Source organism: Kitasatospora cineracea, from assembly GCF_003751605.1.
GTDB lineage: Bacteria > Actinomycetota > Actinomycetes > Streptomycetales > Streptomycetaceae > Kitasatospora > Kitasatospora cineracea.
On record NZ_RJVJ01000001.1, the window covers coordinates 3,655,615 to 3,668,609 of the forward strand.

Consider the following 12,995-nt stretch of genomic DNA (forward strand, 5'->3'; position numbering starts at 1 on the left):
CCCCTACCCGGACAGCCCCCACGGCCAGTCGGCCCCGGCCACCACCATGCCCCGCCCCGGGACGGCCTCCGCCGCCACCCCCCGCTCGGCCAGCCGCCCGCACAGCCAGGCCGCCTCCGCGGGCGTCCCCGCCAGCCCGTCCCCCGCCAACTGCCGCAACAGCCCCGCCGCCTGCGGCAGCGTCACCGGCCAGGCCGCCCGCACCACCCGCAGCACCGCACCCCGGTCCACCCCCGGCCCGACCAGCCGCACCAGCACCGGCCCGTACCGCTCCAGCAGCGGCCCGCGGACCCAGTCCGGCGCGTCCTCCCCACCGAACCCCAGGCAGCCGCCGCCCCCGCACGCCCCGCACCGGAACTCGGCGTCCCACCCCAACTGCCCGCCCCGCACCACCTGCCCGACCTCCCGCCGCCCCCACGCCCCACAACCGCACGGCGCCGCCACCCCCGCACCCCAACCCGCCACCTCGGCCCTCCCGTCCACCCCGGTATCTTCCCCCGCAGGAGACGCCCCACCGACGGAGGCCCCGATGGAACCGAAGGACCGCACCCTGGTCATCACCGGCGCCGACCCGCTCGCCCCGTCCTGGCACACCGCGCCCCGCACCGCCGCCGACCCGCTCACCACCCAGTCGGTGACGGACTGCGTCCTGTTCGCCCTCGCCCAGCCCCGGGACTGCTTCATCCGCTCCTTCCGGTTCGAGCAGCTGTAACGGCCCCGCCCCGGACCCGGCCGAACCGGAGGGGGAGCGAGGACGCGTCCGGCCGGAGGCGGCCGGGCTCAACCCTCCACGTACTCCACGGTCTGCATCATGCCGAGGTCCTCGTGGTGCAGCTGGTGGCAGTGCGCGATGGCCCGGCCGGTGAAGTCCTCGTAGCGGACCAGGAAGGTCACCGACTCGCCGGGGTGCCCGCCCGCCAGGCCGACGGTGTCGTGCCAGACCGGCGGGTCCAGCCGGACGCCGTTGCGGTGGGTGACCAGGAACGGGTTGGTGTGCAGGTGGAAGGGGTGGTTGAAGCCGGGGGAGGTCTCGCCGGTGCGCACCGTCCAGCGTTCGGTGCGGCCCAGCGGGAGCAGGTGGTTGACGTAGCCGGGGTCGTACAGGCCGTACGCCGGGTCGTGGCGCAGGTCGCCGCCGGGGCGGGCGGGCGGGGTGGGGTGGCTGCCCAGGACCCGGAAGGCGTCCGGGAACGGCTGCGGGAAGACCCCGGGGTCGACGTGGAAGACCACCTCCCGGCCCGGGCCGGTCACGTCCCGCTCGTCGAGGGGCGGGCGGCCCGGCGGCAGCGCGGCCGGCAGGCCCATCGGCGGGTCGACCGGCTCGCCCGCCACCTCGACGGTCAGCAGCGGCTGCTCGACCCGCTCGGCCCGCAGCTCGTACCGCCCGGGCGCGCCGCCCCGGACCAGGACGTCCACCCGGTTGCCCATCACCAGTTCCACCGTTCCCGCGGCCACCGGCGCGGGCAGCGTCACCCCGTCCTGGGCGATCCGGTGCATGGTCAACTCACCTGTCGGACCTGCGAGTCGCAGCGAAAGCGCGGTGAACGCGGTGGCCCCGACCAGCCGCCACCGCTGCACCTCGCCGGGCCGCAGCGCCAGCACCGGGTTGACCGCGCCGTTGACGGTGAACACCGACGGCACCCCGGTCAGCCAGGCCCCGGAGGTGAACGCGGGCACCCGGCCGTCGCGCAGCTTCAGCTCGTTGACGCAGACCACCACGTCGGCGGCGGCCCGGATCTCCGGCACCTCGTCGACGTCCCCCTCCACCACGACCACCCCCGCCAGGCCGCCCGCGAGCTGCTCGGCGGTCGAGCCGTGCAGGTGCGGGTGGTACCAGTACGTCCCGGCGGGGTGGTCGGCCGGGACGTGCACCACCGTGCGGTAGCGCGGCTCCGGGTCGCCCGCCGCGGCGCGCGGCGCGAACTCCCGCAGCACGTTGTCGGCGTGCCCGGCCGGGGAGACGTGCATCCCGTGGGTGTGCAGGTTGAAGCTGTTGGGACGGTGCGGCATCCGGGGCCCGTGGTCGGACCCGGCCGGGTTCGGCGGCAGCCCGTTGACGTGCGTGAGCAGCAGGGTGTCCCCGGCCCGCACCCGCAGCGTCGGCCCCGGCAGCGCCCCGTTGTAGGCGCGGGTGGTGATCCGTCCGTGGCCCGGCACCTCGACCTCGGCGAACCGGACGTCCAGCACCTGCTCCAGCACCGACGGCACCCGCCCCGGCGCCGGCCGCCGCCGCACCGTCACCGGCTGCGGGAACCCGGGCTGCGGGAACCCGGGCTGCGGGAACTCCGGCTGCGGGGCCCCTCCCGTCGCCGCGGCCCCCGTCCCCGCCCCGGCCGTTCCCGCCACCGCCGTGAGACCGGCGACGGCGGCCGCCCTGAGCACTGTCCGCCGGCTGATCGAGCCACTGTCTTCCATAACCGGGCAATCTAGGTCAAATCGGACGGGTCGCCGAGCCCGCCGCACCGCACGCCCGCACTCGGACATCGTTGCTGCGGCCGCCTCGTGGCCCCGCCCCGGCCCTCACCCCCGCAGCGGCTTCCGCCCCTCCCCGGGCGGACCGGCGAACGCCTGGGCGATCGGCAGCCAGGCCCGCGCGGTGGAGCCCTCCGCCGTCAGCGACAGGTCGTCGCGGTGCCGGCGCTGGGTGACCAGCAGGCAGAAGTCCAGCGCCGGTCCGCTCACCCGGTCGGTCGCGTCCTCCGGCCCCCAGCACCACGACCCGCCACCGGGAGAACGCAGTTCGAACCTGATCGGCACCTCCGGCGCGGGCCGCCCGTGCGCGGCGAACGCGAAGCCGACGGTCCGCACCCCGAGGTGCGCGACGTGCCGCAGGCGGTCGGTCGGGACGCGTTCCACCCCGAGCCCGTCCGCGATGTCCTGCCCGTGCGCCCAGGTCTCCATCAGCCGCGCCGTCAGCATCGACCGCGCCTTCATCGGCGGCCCGAACCACGGCACCCGCACCTCCGGCGACACCCCCGCCAGCGCCTCCGCGACCTCCGCCCGCCCCGCCCGCCACCGCCCCACCAGTGCCGCCGGATCCTCCCCGACGCCCTCCGCGGCCCCCCGGTCCACCGCCGCCGCCCCCGCCGCGAACTCCCGCCCCAGCGCAGCCGCGAACCCCGCCGGATCCCGCACCGCCAGCAACGTCCACCGATCCGTCCACGCCAGGTGCGCCACCTGGTGCGCCACCGTCCACCCCGCCGCCGGAGTCTCCACCCCCATCACCCCCGCCCCGCCCACCAGCGCCTCCACGTCCTCCCCCTCCGCCACCAGATCCGCCACCAGCCCGTCCATCCGTCCGACCCCTTTTCCCCACCCGACGACCCGACCCCCCACCCCTACCCGAACCCCGCCCCCCGCATCCCACCCCGCCCCCGTCCTCTCGAAGCCCGCCCGGCGGCCTCCCGCCCCACCCGGCGTCCGCGTGTTCTGATGAAACGTCGGATTCCCGGACGCGGAGAGCGAGGCTGGTCGAGCATGCGGATCGCGGTCATCGGAGCGAACGGCGGCATCGGCCGGTGCGTGGTGACCGAGGCGCTGGCGCGGGGGCACCTGGTGACGGCGGTGGTGCGGCGGCCGGAGGAGTACCAGGGGCTGGCGATCAGGGTGGAGCGCGGGGACGTGCTGGATCCGGCGGACGTGGCGCGGGTCGCGCAGGGGCAGCAGGCGGTGGTGAGCGCGGTCGGCGGCGGGGACGGCCCCGGCCGGGGGCGGCTGGTGGAGCCCGCCGCGCACGCGCTGGTCGCGGGGTTGCGGCAGCTCGCGGACGCGGCCCCGCGCCTTCTGGTGGTCGGCAGCGCGGGCAGTCTCACCACCGCGGCGGGCACGCCGCTGTGGGACGACCCGGCGGTGCCGCCCCGCCAGTTCGAGCTGATGCGGGCCCACGGCCGGGCCCTGGACTACCTGCGCACCGTCCGCGACCTCGACTGGACGGTGCTCAGCCCGCCGCAGAGCCTGCTGCCGGGCGAGCGCACCGGCGCCTACCGCTCCGACACCGACGCCCTGGTGGAGACCCCGGACGGCCTGTCCACCCTCTCCCTCCCGGACCTCGCCGTCGCCCTGGTCGACGAACTCGAGCACCCCGCCCACCACGGCGAACGCTTCACCTGCGCCTACTGACGCCGCCGCGGGCGCTACCGGAGGGCCGTCGCGGCCCCCGCGCAGGGGCTCCGCTGCGCCCCGCGGTACGTGTGCCCGTCCTCGAGGACGGCGCCCTGGAAGACCCCGATCAGCAGGGCCGCGGGCAGCGCCACGAACAGCAGCCCGCGCCCGGCGCTGATCGGCCGGCTGGTCTCCCGCAGCGTCCGCAGCGCCGGCCGGACCGCCCAGCCGGCGGCGGCCAGGCTCAGCACCGGCCCGGCCCAGGCCAGCAGCAGCGCGTACCCGGGGAGGCCGGGGCTGTCCAGGCAGTGCTTCAGCAGCTCCTGCGCGTTCTCCTCGGACCGCAGCGCCACCCAGCTGCCCGCCCAGCCGACGACCATCAGTGCCAGGCAGTACCGCGCCCTGGCCATCGCTCCCACCTCCCGCCTTCCGCTCGACGACCGGCCCGCCGGTCCACCGACCGCCGGTCCACCGGTCCACCGGTCCACCGTCCGCATTCTGTCGGACGCCACGGAAAGGACGCGTAAGGACGAGCCCGGGCAGGAGGGACCCCCGCCGTCAGCCCAGCTGGATCGAGCGCTTCGCCAGGCCCATCCAGAAGCCGTCGATGACGCTGCGCTGCGCGCCGAGGTCGGCCTCGCCGGCGCCGAGGGTGACGAAGAGCGGGGCGAAGTGCTCGGTGCGGGGGTGGGCGAGGCGTCCGGCGGGGGCCTTGTGCTCGAAGTCGAGCAGGGCGTCGAGGTCGCGGGCGTCCAGGGCGCGGCGGCCCCAGTCGTCGAACTCGGCCATCACGGAGGTGATCCGGCCGTCGGGGGAGAGGGCGCGCAGGTTGTGGGTGAAGAAGCCGGAGCCGACGATCAGCACGCCCTCGTCGCGCAGCGGGGCGAGCTTGCGGCCGATCTCCAGGAGCTGCTGCGGGTCGAGGGTGGGGAGGGAGACCTGCAGGACGGGGATGTCCGCGTCCGGGTACATCTCGACCAGCGGGACGTACGCGCCGTGGTCGAGTCCGCGGTCCGGCACGTCCTGCACGGGGGTGCCGGGGGCGGCGTACCGCACCTGGTAGTAGTGCTCGGGGAAGCCCCAGAAGTCGTAGACCAGCGGGAGGGTGCGCACCGCGCCGATCGCCAGCGGGGCCTCCTCCCAGTGCGCGGAGACCATCAGGATCGCCTTGGGGCGGGGCAGGTCGGCGGACCAGGCGGCGAGTTCGCCGGGCCAGACCGGGTCGTCGGCGAGCGGGGGCGCGCCGTGCGAGAGGTAGAGGGCGGGCATGCGCTCGGTGGTGGGGGTGCTCATGGGTCCGTCCTCCTGTTGCCGGGGCCGCCGGCGGCTGCCGACCTGTAGTTCAAATTTGAACCTTGTGACCCCGAAGGTACACCCGAGTTCGAATTTGAACAACCGGAGTAGACTGCGGGCATGGACGATCCCCGCTGGCTCAACGAGACCGAGATGGCCGCCTGGCGCGGGTTCGTCGCGGCCACCAACCTGGTCGCCCGCCGGCTGGAGCGCCAGCTCAAGGAGGACGCGGGGCTCTCCCACACCCAGTACGAGATCCTGGTGCAGCTGTCCGCCGCCCCCGGCGGCTCGCTGCGGATGACCGACCTGGCCGACCGCCTGGTCACCTCCAAGAGCGGCCTCACCTACCAGGTCACCCAGCTGGAGAAGGCCGGCCTGGTCGGCCGCCGCTCCTGCCCGAGCGACGTGCGCGGCGTCTTCGCCGAGCTCACCGGCCAGGGCTGGGCGGCGCTGCGGGCCGCCGCCCCGGGGCACGTCGCCGCCGTCCGCGAGGCGCTGATCGACGTGCTCACCCCGGAGCAGCTCGCCGCCCTGGCCGACGTCCTGGGCACCGTCAGCGAGCGGCTGCGGGCCGCCGACTCCTGAGCCGGCCCGGCCCGCGGGCGCCGAGGGGCCCGCGGGTCAGAGCGCCGCGGCCCGCACGCACAGCACGTCCGGCAGGTGCGAGACGAGCAGCGACCAGTGCTCGCCGCCGTCGGGGGAGCCGTACACCTCGCCGTTGCGGTTGCCGAAGTAGACGCCCGCCGGGTCGGCGTCGTCGGTGCACAGGGCGTCGCGCAGCACCACGCCGTAGTGCTGCTCGGTGGGCAGTCCGTTGTCCAGCGGCTGCCAGGTGTCGCCCGCGTCGGTGGTCCGGAAGACCCGGCAGCGGCGGTCGACGGGCAGCCGGGCGTAGTCGGCGTCCAGCGGGAACAGGTACGCGGTGTCCGGGTCGTGCGGGTGCGCGGCGACGCCGAAGCCGAAGTCGGCGGGCAGGCCGTCGGCGACCGACTTCCACGTCCGCCCGGCGTCGTCGCTGCGGTAGACCCCGCCGTGGTTCTGCAGGTACAGCCGGTCGGGGTCGACCGCGTCCCGGGCGATCTTGTGCACGCACTGGCCGAACTCGGGGAACCGCTCGGGCAGGAAGTCGGTGCGGATGCCGGTGTTGGACGGCTCCCAGCCGGCCCCGCCGTCCGCGCTGCGGTACGCGCCGCCGGAGGAGACCGCGACCAGCAGCGCGTCCGGGTCGCGCGGGTCGGTGAGGATCGTGTGCATGCCCTGGCCGCCGAAGCCCGCGCCCCAGTGCTCGCGCTGCGGGTGGTCCCACAGCGCGTCGACCAGCTCGAAGCTCTCGCCGCCGTCGGTGGAGCGGAACAGCGCGGCGGGCTCGGTGCCCGCGTACACCACGCCCGGGGCCTCCTCGCCGGCCGGCTGCAGCTGCCACACCCGCTCCAGCGAGGCGCCCGTCCGCTCGGGGAACCGCACCGCGGGCCGCGCGGGCTCCTGCCAGCTGGCGCCCAGGTCGTCCGACCACCACACCGACGGGCCCCAGTGGCTGCTGTCCGCCCCGACCAGCAGCCGGGTGCGGCCGCCGCGGCGGTCGATGCCCACCGCGTAGACCGCGTTCATCTGGAAGTGCGGCCCGCTGAACTCCCACCTCCCGCGGTCCGAACTGCGGCCCAGGAACAGGCCCTTCTGCGTGCCGACGGCCAGCAGGACATCCCGTGCATCCCGTACATCGTTCATCGTCGAACCCACCCGGAGACTCGGTCGTACGCGGTCCCGAAGCAGTGTGCTCCCGGCCACTGACACCCGCACGCCACCGCGCCGGGCGGCCCGGGAATGCCTGCCGCCCCCCAAATGGTTTACAATTCAACAACACGGTGGACGACACCGTGCACGTCCCCGACGGAGGAGGGCCCCCGATGGCATCCACGATCGACCTGCGCCGCGCCGACGAGCGCTACCGCACCCGCGCCGGCTGGCTGGACTCCAAGCACTCCTTCTCGTTCTCGCACCACTGGGACCCGGCCAACACCCACTTCGGCCTGCTGCTGGTCTCCAACGACGACACCGTCGCCCCCGGCACCGGCTTCGACACCCACCCGCACCGGGACATGGAGATCATCACCTGGGTGCTCGACGGCGGCCTGGTCCACCAGGACTCCGAAGGCCACAACGGCGTCATCTACCCGGGTCTGGCCCAGCGGATGAGCGCCGGCAGCGGCATCCTGCACAGCGAGAAGAACGACTCCTGGACGCTCACCGGCGAACCCGCCCACCGGGACCCGGTCCGCTTCGTCCAGATGTGGACCATCCCCGACACCGCCGGCATCGCCCCCGGCTACGAGCAGCTCGACATCAACGACCAGCTCACCCGGGGCGGTTGGACCACCCTCGCCTCCGGCATGGCCAAGCACGCCGACCGGCGCGCCATCGGCATCCGCCAGAAGCACGCCGCCCTGCACGTCGCCCGCCTGCGCCCCGACGAGACCCTCGAACTCGCCACCGCCCCCTTCGTCCACCTCTACGTCGCCCGCGGCGAAGCCGCCGTCGAGGGCGCCGGCCTCCTCCACCAGGGCGACGCCCTGCGCATCACCGCCGCCGAGGGCCAACGCGTCACCGCCGGCCCCGAGGGCGCCGAACTCCTCCAGTGGGAAATGACCGCCGCCCTCAACTGACCCTCCCCACCCCCCGGAGGCCCGCCCGCCCGGCGGGCCTCCGCTGTGTCCGCACCGGGCCCGGCCGCGCCGGGCGGGGCAGCCGAAAGGGGCGCTCGGAGAAGTGGTTCTCCGGGCGCCCCTTTTCGGGTGCCGCAGGTGCTGCGGGTCCTACGGGTGCTGCGCGGCCGTCAGGGCAACCGCCCTGCGGGGGCGGTCAGTTCTGGGCGGCCTTCTTGGCCTCGACGCCGGCGTGGACCTCGGCCATGTCGAGCTTCCGGGCCTGGTCGATCAGGTTCTCCAGGGCGGCTTCGGGGAGCGCTCCGGGCTGGGCGAAGACCAGGACGCCCTCGCGGATGATCGCCAGGGTCGGAATCGACCGGATGTCGAACGCCGCGGCCAGCTCCTGCTGGGCCTCGGTGTCGACCTTCGCGAAGGTGATGTCCCCGTGCTTCTCGGACGCACGCTCGAAGACCGGCGCGAACTGGCGGCAGGGGCCGCACCAGGCCGCCCAGAAGTCGATCAGGACGAAGCCCTTGCCGTCCTCGCCCTGGACCACCTCGTCGAAGTTGTCCTTGGTCAATTCCACCGTGCTCATCATCGCCACCTGCCTCTCGCAGACCTGGCCCCGCCGATCGGGCCCTTCGCCCCGCACAACCCCGCCACCTGCGGAACTATTCCGCGGGCCGCGGGCACGTGAACGCCCGGGACCCGCCGTACGTACCCCCGGGCGAACCGGTCGAACCCCGGCCCGCGGGCCGGGCGGGACGACCGGACCGCACCCTCCCGGACGGGAGCACCCCGATGACCACCACCGGCCGGACGGTCCCCAGCGGCCGCCGCCTCACCCTGCTCGCCGCCGGCGCCCTGGCCGCCGCGGCCCTGGTCGCCGGCTGCGGCAGCAGCGGCGGCGGAAGCAGCAGCAGTTCCGCGGGCCACACCGGCAACCCCGGACAGAGCCAGGGCACCCTGATGACCGAGCACGACGCCACCCTCGGCACCCTGGTCACCGACGGCCAGGGCTTCACCCTGTACCGCTTCGACCAGGACACCGACAACCCGCCGGCCACCCACTGCACCGACGCCTGCGCCGCCCTGTGGCCGCCCGAACTGGCGAACGGCAGCGGCAGCGCCGACCTCAAGGGCATCGACGCCAAGCTGGTCTCCACCGTCACCCGCCCCGACGGCAGCCACCAACTCACCCTCAACGGCTGGCCGCTGTACCGCTACGCCCCCGACACCAAGCCCGGCGAGACCAAGGGCCAGGGCGTCGGCGGCACCTGGTTCGCGGCCACCCCGACCGGCGGCAAGGCGATGCCCACCGGCGGCGGCACACCCAGCACGCCGTCCGGCGGCGGCTACTGAGCGCCCGGCGCCGGGCCGGAACGGAACGGCACAGGACGGAACGGCACAGGACGGGACGAGAGGGGACGGGCCGTGGAGCGCGGGACCGGGCCGCACCCGGGAGAGCTGTCGGCAGAGCTGTCGGCAGAACTGTCGGCAGAGGGGGTGCGGCGCTGGCGCCCGAGCCGCACCCCCGCAACGGTTATCGACACGAGCCGCCCCGGACTTGAGAGCCCGCGCCCGCCCCGCGCCCCCCGCCCGCCGCGCCCGATCGCCCCGTCCCGGCCCGCGCGCGAGGATGGCGCCGTGGCCGACCCCCCGCGCAGCACCGGCCCCCGCAGCACCGGACACCCCGCCGCCGAGGACCGGCTGATGCGCGCCCTGTACCGGGAGCACGCCGGGCCGCTGTACGGGCTGGTGCTGCACCTGGTCGGCGGCGACCGGCAGCGTGCCGAGGACGTCGTGCAGGAGACCCTGGTGCGCGCCTGGCGCCACCTCGACCGGCTCGACCCGGCCCGCGGCAGCCTGCGGCCCTGGCTGGCCACCGTCGCCCGCCGGATCGTCATCGACGGCCACCGCAGCGCCCGGGCCCGCCCCCGGGAGGTCCCGGAGAGCGCGCTCGACCGGCTCCCGGACGCCGAGGCCCCCGCCGCCGAGGACGAACTCGACCGCGCGCTGCGGCTGATGACGCTCACCGACGCGCTCGACTCGCTGTCCGCCGCGCACCGCGCCGCGATCACCGAGACCTACCTGCGCGGCCGCACCGCCACCGAGGCCGCCGCCGTCCTCGGCGTGCCGCCCGGCACCGTCCGGTCCCGGCTGCACTATGCCCTGCGGGCCCTGCGGCTCGCGCTGGAGGAACGGGGTGAGACCCGATGACCGCCGTCCCGGACCGGCCGGAGGACCCGCACGCCGACCTCGGCGCGCACCTGCTCGGCGTGCTCGAACCCGACCGCGCGGCCCGGTTCGCCGAGCACCTCGCGCACTGCCCGCGCTGCACCGCCGAGGCCGCCGAACTCGCCCCCACCACCGCGCTGCTCGCCGAACTCGCCGCCGACGTGCACCTGCCGCAGGAGGACGGGCCGGAGCCGGTCGAGCGGCTGCTCGGCCGGGTGGCCGGCGAGCGGCGGCGGGCCCGGGTGCGGCGGCTGGTGCTGGCGGCCGTCGCGGCGGTCCTCGCGCTGGGCGGGCCCGCGATCACCTGGGCGGTCGTCGACACCGGCCAAGTGGCGTCCGCCGCACAGCAGTTCAGCGCCACCGATCCGGCCACCGGGGTGTCCGCCACGGTCGGCGTCGACCCCGCGCCCTGGGGCAGCCGGATCACCCTCGACCTGGGGCACGTCCCCGGCCCGCAGACCTGCGAGCTGGTGGCCGTGGGCGCAGACGGCACCCGGCAGACCGTCACCACCTGGACCGTCCCGCCGACCGGCTACGGCGCCACCACCGGGCTGCGCACCGCGGGCGGCAGCGGGCTGGCCCCGGCCGCCATCGCCCGCTTCGAGGTCCGCGCCGGGACGTCGGTGCTGGTCACCGTCCCGGTCCACCCCGTTGACCGGGCCGGTGCGGCGCACTTCGCGGCACACTTGGAGTGAGGAGGCCACGCGGGCCCGGGAACTGCCCGCCGCGGGGCGCGTGGACAGCGGCCATGAACCAGATCCCCCTGCTCTGCCCGCGCTGCGGCCGACCGCAGCGGATCGTCCACCAGGAAGACCCGCACCACCCGGTGCGGGTGGTGCACACCGAGACCGGCCGCGAACCCTGCGACGAGCCCGCCGGCGAGGTGGTCGGCGAGGACGACGGCGAGGTGGTCGGCGAACCGCCGACCGACCCCGAGCGCAGCGGTCTCAACCGCTGCTGACCCCGCCCCCGCCTGGCCGCCCCGGCCCGCCCGTCGCACCCTGGAAGGGGCCGGACCGGCCCGACGACCCGAACACCCCGCACCCACCCGGGAGGTGGCGGCCATGATGAGGACCCTGGTCGGATGGCACATCGAGATGGAGTTCGAGGAGGACGGCGACCGGACCAAGGCGGCCGCGCTGGTCCGCCTCGCCGACGGCAGCGAACTGCGCGGCCACGGCTACTCCACCCGGCACCACGACGACAGCCCGCAGCTGCGGGTCGGCGAGGAGGTCGCCGGGGCCCGCGCGCTCAACGACCTCGCCATGCAACTGCTCACCAAGGCCCACGAGGAGGTCGCCCGGCCCACCGCCGACCCGACCGCCCCGCTGATGTGGCGCGACGTGACCTGACCCGACCCGACCTGACCCGACCTGACCCGACCGCGCCCCCGGTCAGAGTTCGTCGAGCGGCACCGCCGGATCGGCCAGCCGCTCCGGGTCCACGGCCCGCCCGGAGCGGACCAGTTCGCGGATCGGGTCGGTGACGTCCCAGACGTTGACGTTCATCCCGGCCAGCACCTTCCCGCCGGACAGCCAGAACGCGATGAACTCCCGCCCGGCGACGTCGCCCCGGAACACCACCCGGTCGTAGCCGCCCGGCTCCGCGTAGCCGGTGTACTCCATGCCCAGGTCGTACTGGTCGGTGAAGAAGTACGGGACGCGGTCGTACACGGCCGCCTTGCCGAGCATCGAAGCGGCCGCCACCGCGGGCTGGTTGAGCGCGTTCGCCCAGTGCTCCACCCGGATCGGCCTGCCGAACAGCGGGTGGAAGGCGTTCGCCACGTCGCCCGCCGCGAACACGTCGGGGTGCGAGGTGGCCAGGTGCTGGTCGGTGCGCACCCCGTTGTCGACGGTCAGGCCCGCGTTCTCGGCCAGCGCCGTGTTCGGGGAGATGCCGACGCCGACCAGCAGCACGTCCGCCGGGACGGTGCTGCCGTCGCCCAGCCGCACCCCGTCCGCCCGCAGCTCCTCGACCTTTGCGCCGAACCGCAGGTCGACGCCGTGCGCCCGGTGCAGGTCGGCGAAGACCTGCGCGGCCTCCCGGCCCAGCACCCGCAGCAGCGGCAGCTCGGCCGCCTCCAGCACCGTCACCTCCGCCCCGGCGGTGCGGGCCGCCGCGGCCGCCTCCAGCCCGATCCAGCCCGCGCCGACCACCACCACCCGGGCGCCGGGCCGGAACGCGGCCCGCAACTGCTCGCTGTCGCCGACCCGGCGCAGCGTCCGCACGAAGTCCCCGTCCCCGCCCGGCACCGGCAGCCGGCGCGGCGCCGAACCGGTGGCCAGCAGCAGCTTCGAGAACGGCAGCCGCTCCCCGCCCTCCAGCGTCACGGTGTGCCCGGCCGGGTCGATCGCGGTGGCCGCGGTGCCCAGCCGCAGCACCACCTCGTGCTGCTCGTACCAGTCGGCGGGGTGGACGTAGATCTTCTCCTTCTCGTCCTTGCCGAGCAGGTACCCCTTGGACAGCGGCGGCCGCTCGTACGGCCGCTCGGCCTCGTCGCCGACCAGGGTGACCGGCCCCCGGTAGCCCTCGGCGCGCAGCGCCTCGGCGGCCTTCGCCCCGGCCAGGCTCGCCCCGACGATCACGATCCCGGTGTCCATGCCCCACGTCCTTCCACAGCGGCGTTCCCTTGTAGCCGTCCTGCCCGACCTTGGCACCGCCACACGCCCGACCGGGGGACCCGCGCCGGTCGGCGCCCCGCCGCCACCGGGATTCGCCCGC

General features: G+C 75.6%; 17 protein-coding genes. 9 read left to right on the plus strand and 8 right to left on the minus strand.

The window, feature by feature from the left end:
• Positions 1–3: 3 nt before the first annotated feature.
• Positions 4–483, minus strand: coding sequence for a hypothetical protein (locus EDD39_RS16610; RefSeq protein ID WP_123556868.1), 480 nt, complete (start codon positions 481–483; stop codon positions 4–6).
• A gap of 46 nt (positions 484–529) precedes the next feature.
• Here EDD39_RS16610 and EDD39_RS16615 point away from each other — a divergent pair, with 46 nt between their 5' ends.
• Positions 530–712: a hypothetical protein gene (locus tag EDD39_RS16615; RefSeq protein ID WP_123556870.1), complete on the plus strand. Its 183-nt coding sequence runs from the start codon at positions 530–532 to the stop codon at positions 710–712.
• Positions 713–780: 68 nt separating this feature from the next.
• Here EDD39_RS16615 and EDD39_RS16620 read toward each other — a convergent pair whose 3' ends face one another.
• Together EDD39_RS16620 and EDD39_RS16625 are read right to left on the minus strand one after the other, a co-directional pair.
• Positions 781–2,415: a multicopper oxidase family protein gene (locus EDD39_RS16620; protein ID WP_148089460.1), complete on the minus strand. Its 1,635-nt coding sequence runs from the start codon at positions 2,413–2,415 to the stop codon at positions 781–783.
• A gap of 105 nt (positions 2,416–2,520) precedes the next feature.
• A complete protein-coding gene (locus tag EDD39_RS16625; RefSeq protein ID WP_123556874.1) occupies positions 2,521–3,294 on the minus strand; it encodes a TIGR03084 family metal-binding protein in 774 nt (257 codons plus the stop codon).
• 183 nt (positions 3,295–3,477) lie between these two features.
• Here EDD39_RS16625 and EDD39_RS16630 point away from each other — a divergent pair, with 183 nt between their 5' ends.
• Entirely contained in the window at positions 3,478–4,119 is a 642-nt protein-coding gene (locus EDD39_RS16630; RefSeq protein WP_123556876.1) for an NAD(P)-dependent oxidoreductase, read from the plus strand.
• A gap of 14 nt (positions 4,120–4,133) precedes the next feature.
• Here EDD39_RS16630 and EDD39_RS16635 read toward each other — a convergent pair whose 3' ends face one another.
• The gene (locus tag EDD39_RS16635; protein WP_123556878.1) at positions 4,134–4,511 is read right to left on the minus strand and encodes a hypothetical protein; all 378 of its coding nucleotides are present in this window, start codon (positions 4,509–4,511) and stop codon (positions 4,134–4,136) included.
• Positions 4,512–4,659: 148 nt separating this feature from the next.
• Positions 4,660–5,394: a dioxygenase family protein gene (locus tag EDD39_RS16640; RefSeq protein ID WP_123556880.1), complete on the minus strand. Its 735-nt coding sequence runs from the start codon at positions 5,392–5,394 to the stop codon at positions 4,660–4,662.
• 120 nt (positions 5,395–5,514) lie between these two features.
• On the opposite strand from EDD39_RS16640, the gene EDD39_RS16645 reads away from it, so the two are divergent.
• Positions 5,515–5,979 (plus strand): MarR family winged helix-turn-helix transcriptional regulator, encoded by a 465-nt coding sequence (locus EDD39_RS16645; RefSeq protein WP_123556882.1) that lies wholly within the window; start codon positions 5,515–5,517, stop codon positions 5,977–5,979.
• 36 nt (positions 5,980–6,015) lie between these two features.
• Here EDD39_RS16645 and EDD39_RS16650 read toward each other — a convergent pair whose 3' ends face one another.
• Positions 6,016–7,119 (minus strand): WD40/YVTN/BNR-like repeat-containing protein, encoded by a 1,104-nt coding sequence (locus EDD39_RS16650; protein WP_123556884.1) that lies wholly within the window; start codon positions 7,117–7,119, stop codon positions 6,016–6,018.
• A 179-nt stretch (positions 7,120–7,298) separates the two neighbouring features.
• On the opposite strand from EDD39_RS16650, the gene EDD39_RS16655 reads away from it, so the two are divergent.
• Positions 7,299–8,054: a pirin family protein gene (locus tag EDD39_RS16655; protein WP_123556886.1), complete on the plus strand. Its 756-nt coding sequence runs from the start codon at positions 7,299–7,301 to the stop codon at positions 8,052–8,054.
• A 196-nt stretch (positions 8,055–8,250) separates the two neighbouring features.
• On the opposite strand, the gene trxA is transcribed toward EDD39_RS16655, so the two are convergent.
• On the minus strand, positions 8,251–8,634 hold the full coding sequence (gene trxA, locus EDD39_RS16660; protein WP_078914469.1) for a thioredoxin: 384 nt from the start codon (positions 8,632–8,634) through the stop codon (positions 8,251–8,253).
• A 203-nt stretch (positions 8,635–8,837) separates the two neighbouring features.
• On the opposite strand from trxA, the gene EDD39_RS16665 reads away from it, so the two are divergent.
• The 5 genes from EDD39_RS16665 (at position 8,838) to EDD39_RS16685 (ending at position 11,626) form a co-directional block, all read left to right on the plus strand.
• Positions 8,838–9,398 (plus strand): hypothetical protein, encoded by a 561-nt coding sequence (locus tag EDD39_RS16665; protein ID WP_148089461.1) that lies wholly within the window; start codon positions 8,838–8,840, stop codon positions 9,396–9,398.
• Between the two features lie 285 nt (positions 9,399–9,683).
• Positions 9,684–10,256, plus strand: coding sequence for a sigma-70 family RNA polymerase sigma factor (locus EDD39_RS16670; RefSeq protein WP_123556890.1), 573 nt, complete (start codon positions 9,684–9,686; stop codon positions 10,254–10,256).
• The gene (locus EDD39_RS16675; protein WP_123556892.1) at positions 10,253–10,969 is read left to right on the plus strand and encodes an anti-sigma factor family protein; all 717 of its coding nucleotides are present in this window, start codon (positions 10,253–10,255) and stop codon (positions 10,967–10,969) included. The genes EDD39_RS16670 and EDD39_RS16675 overlap by 4 nt, the downstream gene beginning before the upstream one ends.
• Before the next feature lie 53 nt (positions 10,970–11,022).
• Positions 11,023–11,235: a hypothetical protein gene (locus EDD39_RS16680; RefSeq protein WP_123556894.1), complete on the plus strand. Its 213-nt coding sequence runs from the start codon at positions 11,023–11,025 to the stop codon at positions 11,233–11,235.
• Between the two features lie 103 nt (positions 11,236–11,338).
• A complete protein-coding gene (locus EDD39_RS16685; protein ID WP_208765514.1) occupies positions 11,339–11,626 on the plus strand; it encodes a DUF1876 domain-containing protein in 288 nt (95 codons plus the stop codon).
• Positions 11,627–11,668: 42 nt separating this feature from the next.
• Here the strand turns inward: EDD39_RS16685 and EDD39_RS16690 are convergent, their stop codons facing one another.
• A complete protein-coding gene (locus EDD39_RS16690; protein ID WP_123556898.1) occupies positions 11,669–12,874 on the minus strand; it encodes an NAD(P)/FAD-dependent oxidoreductase in 1,206 nt (401 codons plus the stop codon).
• Between the last annotated feature and the right edge of the window lie 121 nt (positions 12,875–12,995).

Excerpts from the sequence above, each read along its gene's own strand:
- EDD39_RS16625 (WP_123556874.1), bottom strand. The coding sequence starts at position 3,294 with ATGGACGGGCTGGTGGCGGATCTGGTGGCGGAGGGGGAGGACGTGGAG.
- EDD39_RS16680 (WP_123556894.1), top strand. The coding sequence starts at position 11,023 with ATGAACCAGATCCCCCTGCTCTGCCCGCGCTGCGGCCGACCGCAGCGG.
- EDD39_RS16620 (WP_148089460.1), bottom strand. The coding sequence starts at position 2,415 with ATGGAAGACAGTGGCTCGATCAGCCGGCGGACAGTGCTCAGGGCGGCC.
- EDD39_RS16635 (WP_123556878.1), bottom strand. The coding sequence starts at position 4,511 with ATGGCCAGGGCGCGGTACTGCCTGGCACTGATGGTCGTCGGCTGGGCG.
- trxA (WP_078914469.1), bottom strand. The coding sequence starts at position 8,634 with ATGATGAGCACGGTGGAATTGACCAAGGACAACTTCGACGAGGTGGTC.
- EDD39_RS16615 (WP_123556870.1), top strand. The coding sequence starts at position 530 with ATGGAACCGAAGGACCGCACCCTGGTCATCACCGGCGCCGACCCGCTC.
- EDD39_RS16685 (WP_208765514.1), top strand. The coding sequence starts at position 11,339 with ATGATGAGGACCCTGGTCGGATGGCACATCGAGATGGAGTTCGAGGAG.
- EDD39_RS16690 (WP_123556898.1), bottom strand. The coding sequence starts at position 12,874 with ATGGACACCGGGATCGTGATCGTCGGGGCGAGCCTGGCCGGGGCGAAG.
- EDD39_RS16675 (WP_123556892.1), top strand. The coding sequence starts at position 10,253 with ATGACCGCCGTCCCGGACCGGCCGGAGGACCCGCACGCCGACCTCGGC.
- EDD39_RS16665 (WP_148089461.1), top strand. The coding sequence starts at position 8,838 with ATGACCACCACCGGCCGGACGGTCCCCAGCGGCCGCCGCCTCACCCTG.
- EDD39_RS16640 (WP_123556880.1), bottom strand. The coding sequence starts at position 5,394 with ATGAGCACCCCCACCACCGAGCGCATGCCCGCCCTCTACCTCTCGCAC.
- EDD39_RS16650 (WP_123556884.1), bottom strand. The coding sequence starts at position 7,119 with ATGAACGATGTACGGGATGCACGGGATGTCCTGCTGGCCGTCGGCACG.
- EDD39_RS16645 (WP_123556882.1), top strand. The coding sequence starts at position 5,515 with ATGGACGATCCCCGCTGGCTCAACGAGACCGAGATGGCCGCCTGGCGC.
- EDD39_RS16630 (WP_123556876.1), top strand. The coding sequence starts at position 3,478 with ATGCGGATCGCGGTCATCGGAGCGAACGGCGGCATCGGCCGGTGCGTG.
- EDD39_RS16655 (WP_123556886.1), top strand. The coding sequence starts at position 7,299 with ATGGCATCCACGATCGACCTGCGCCGCGCCGACGAGCGCTACCGCACC.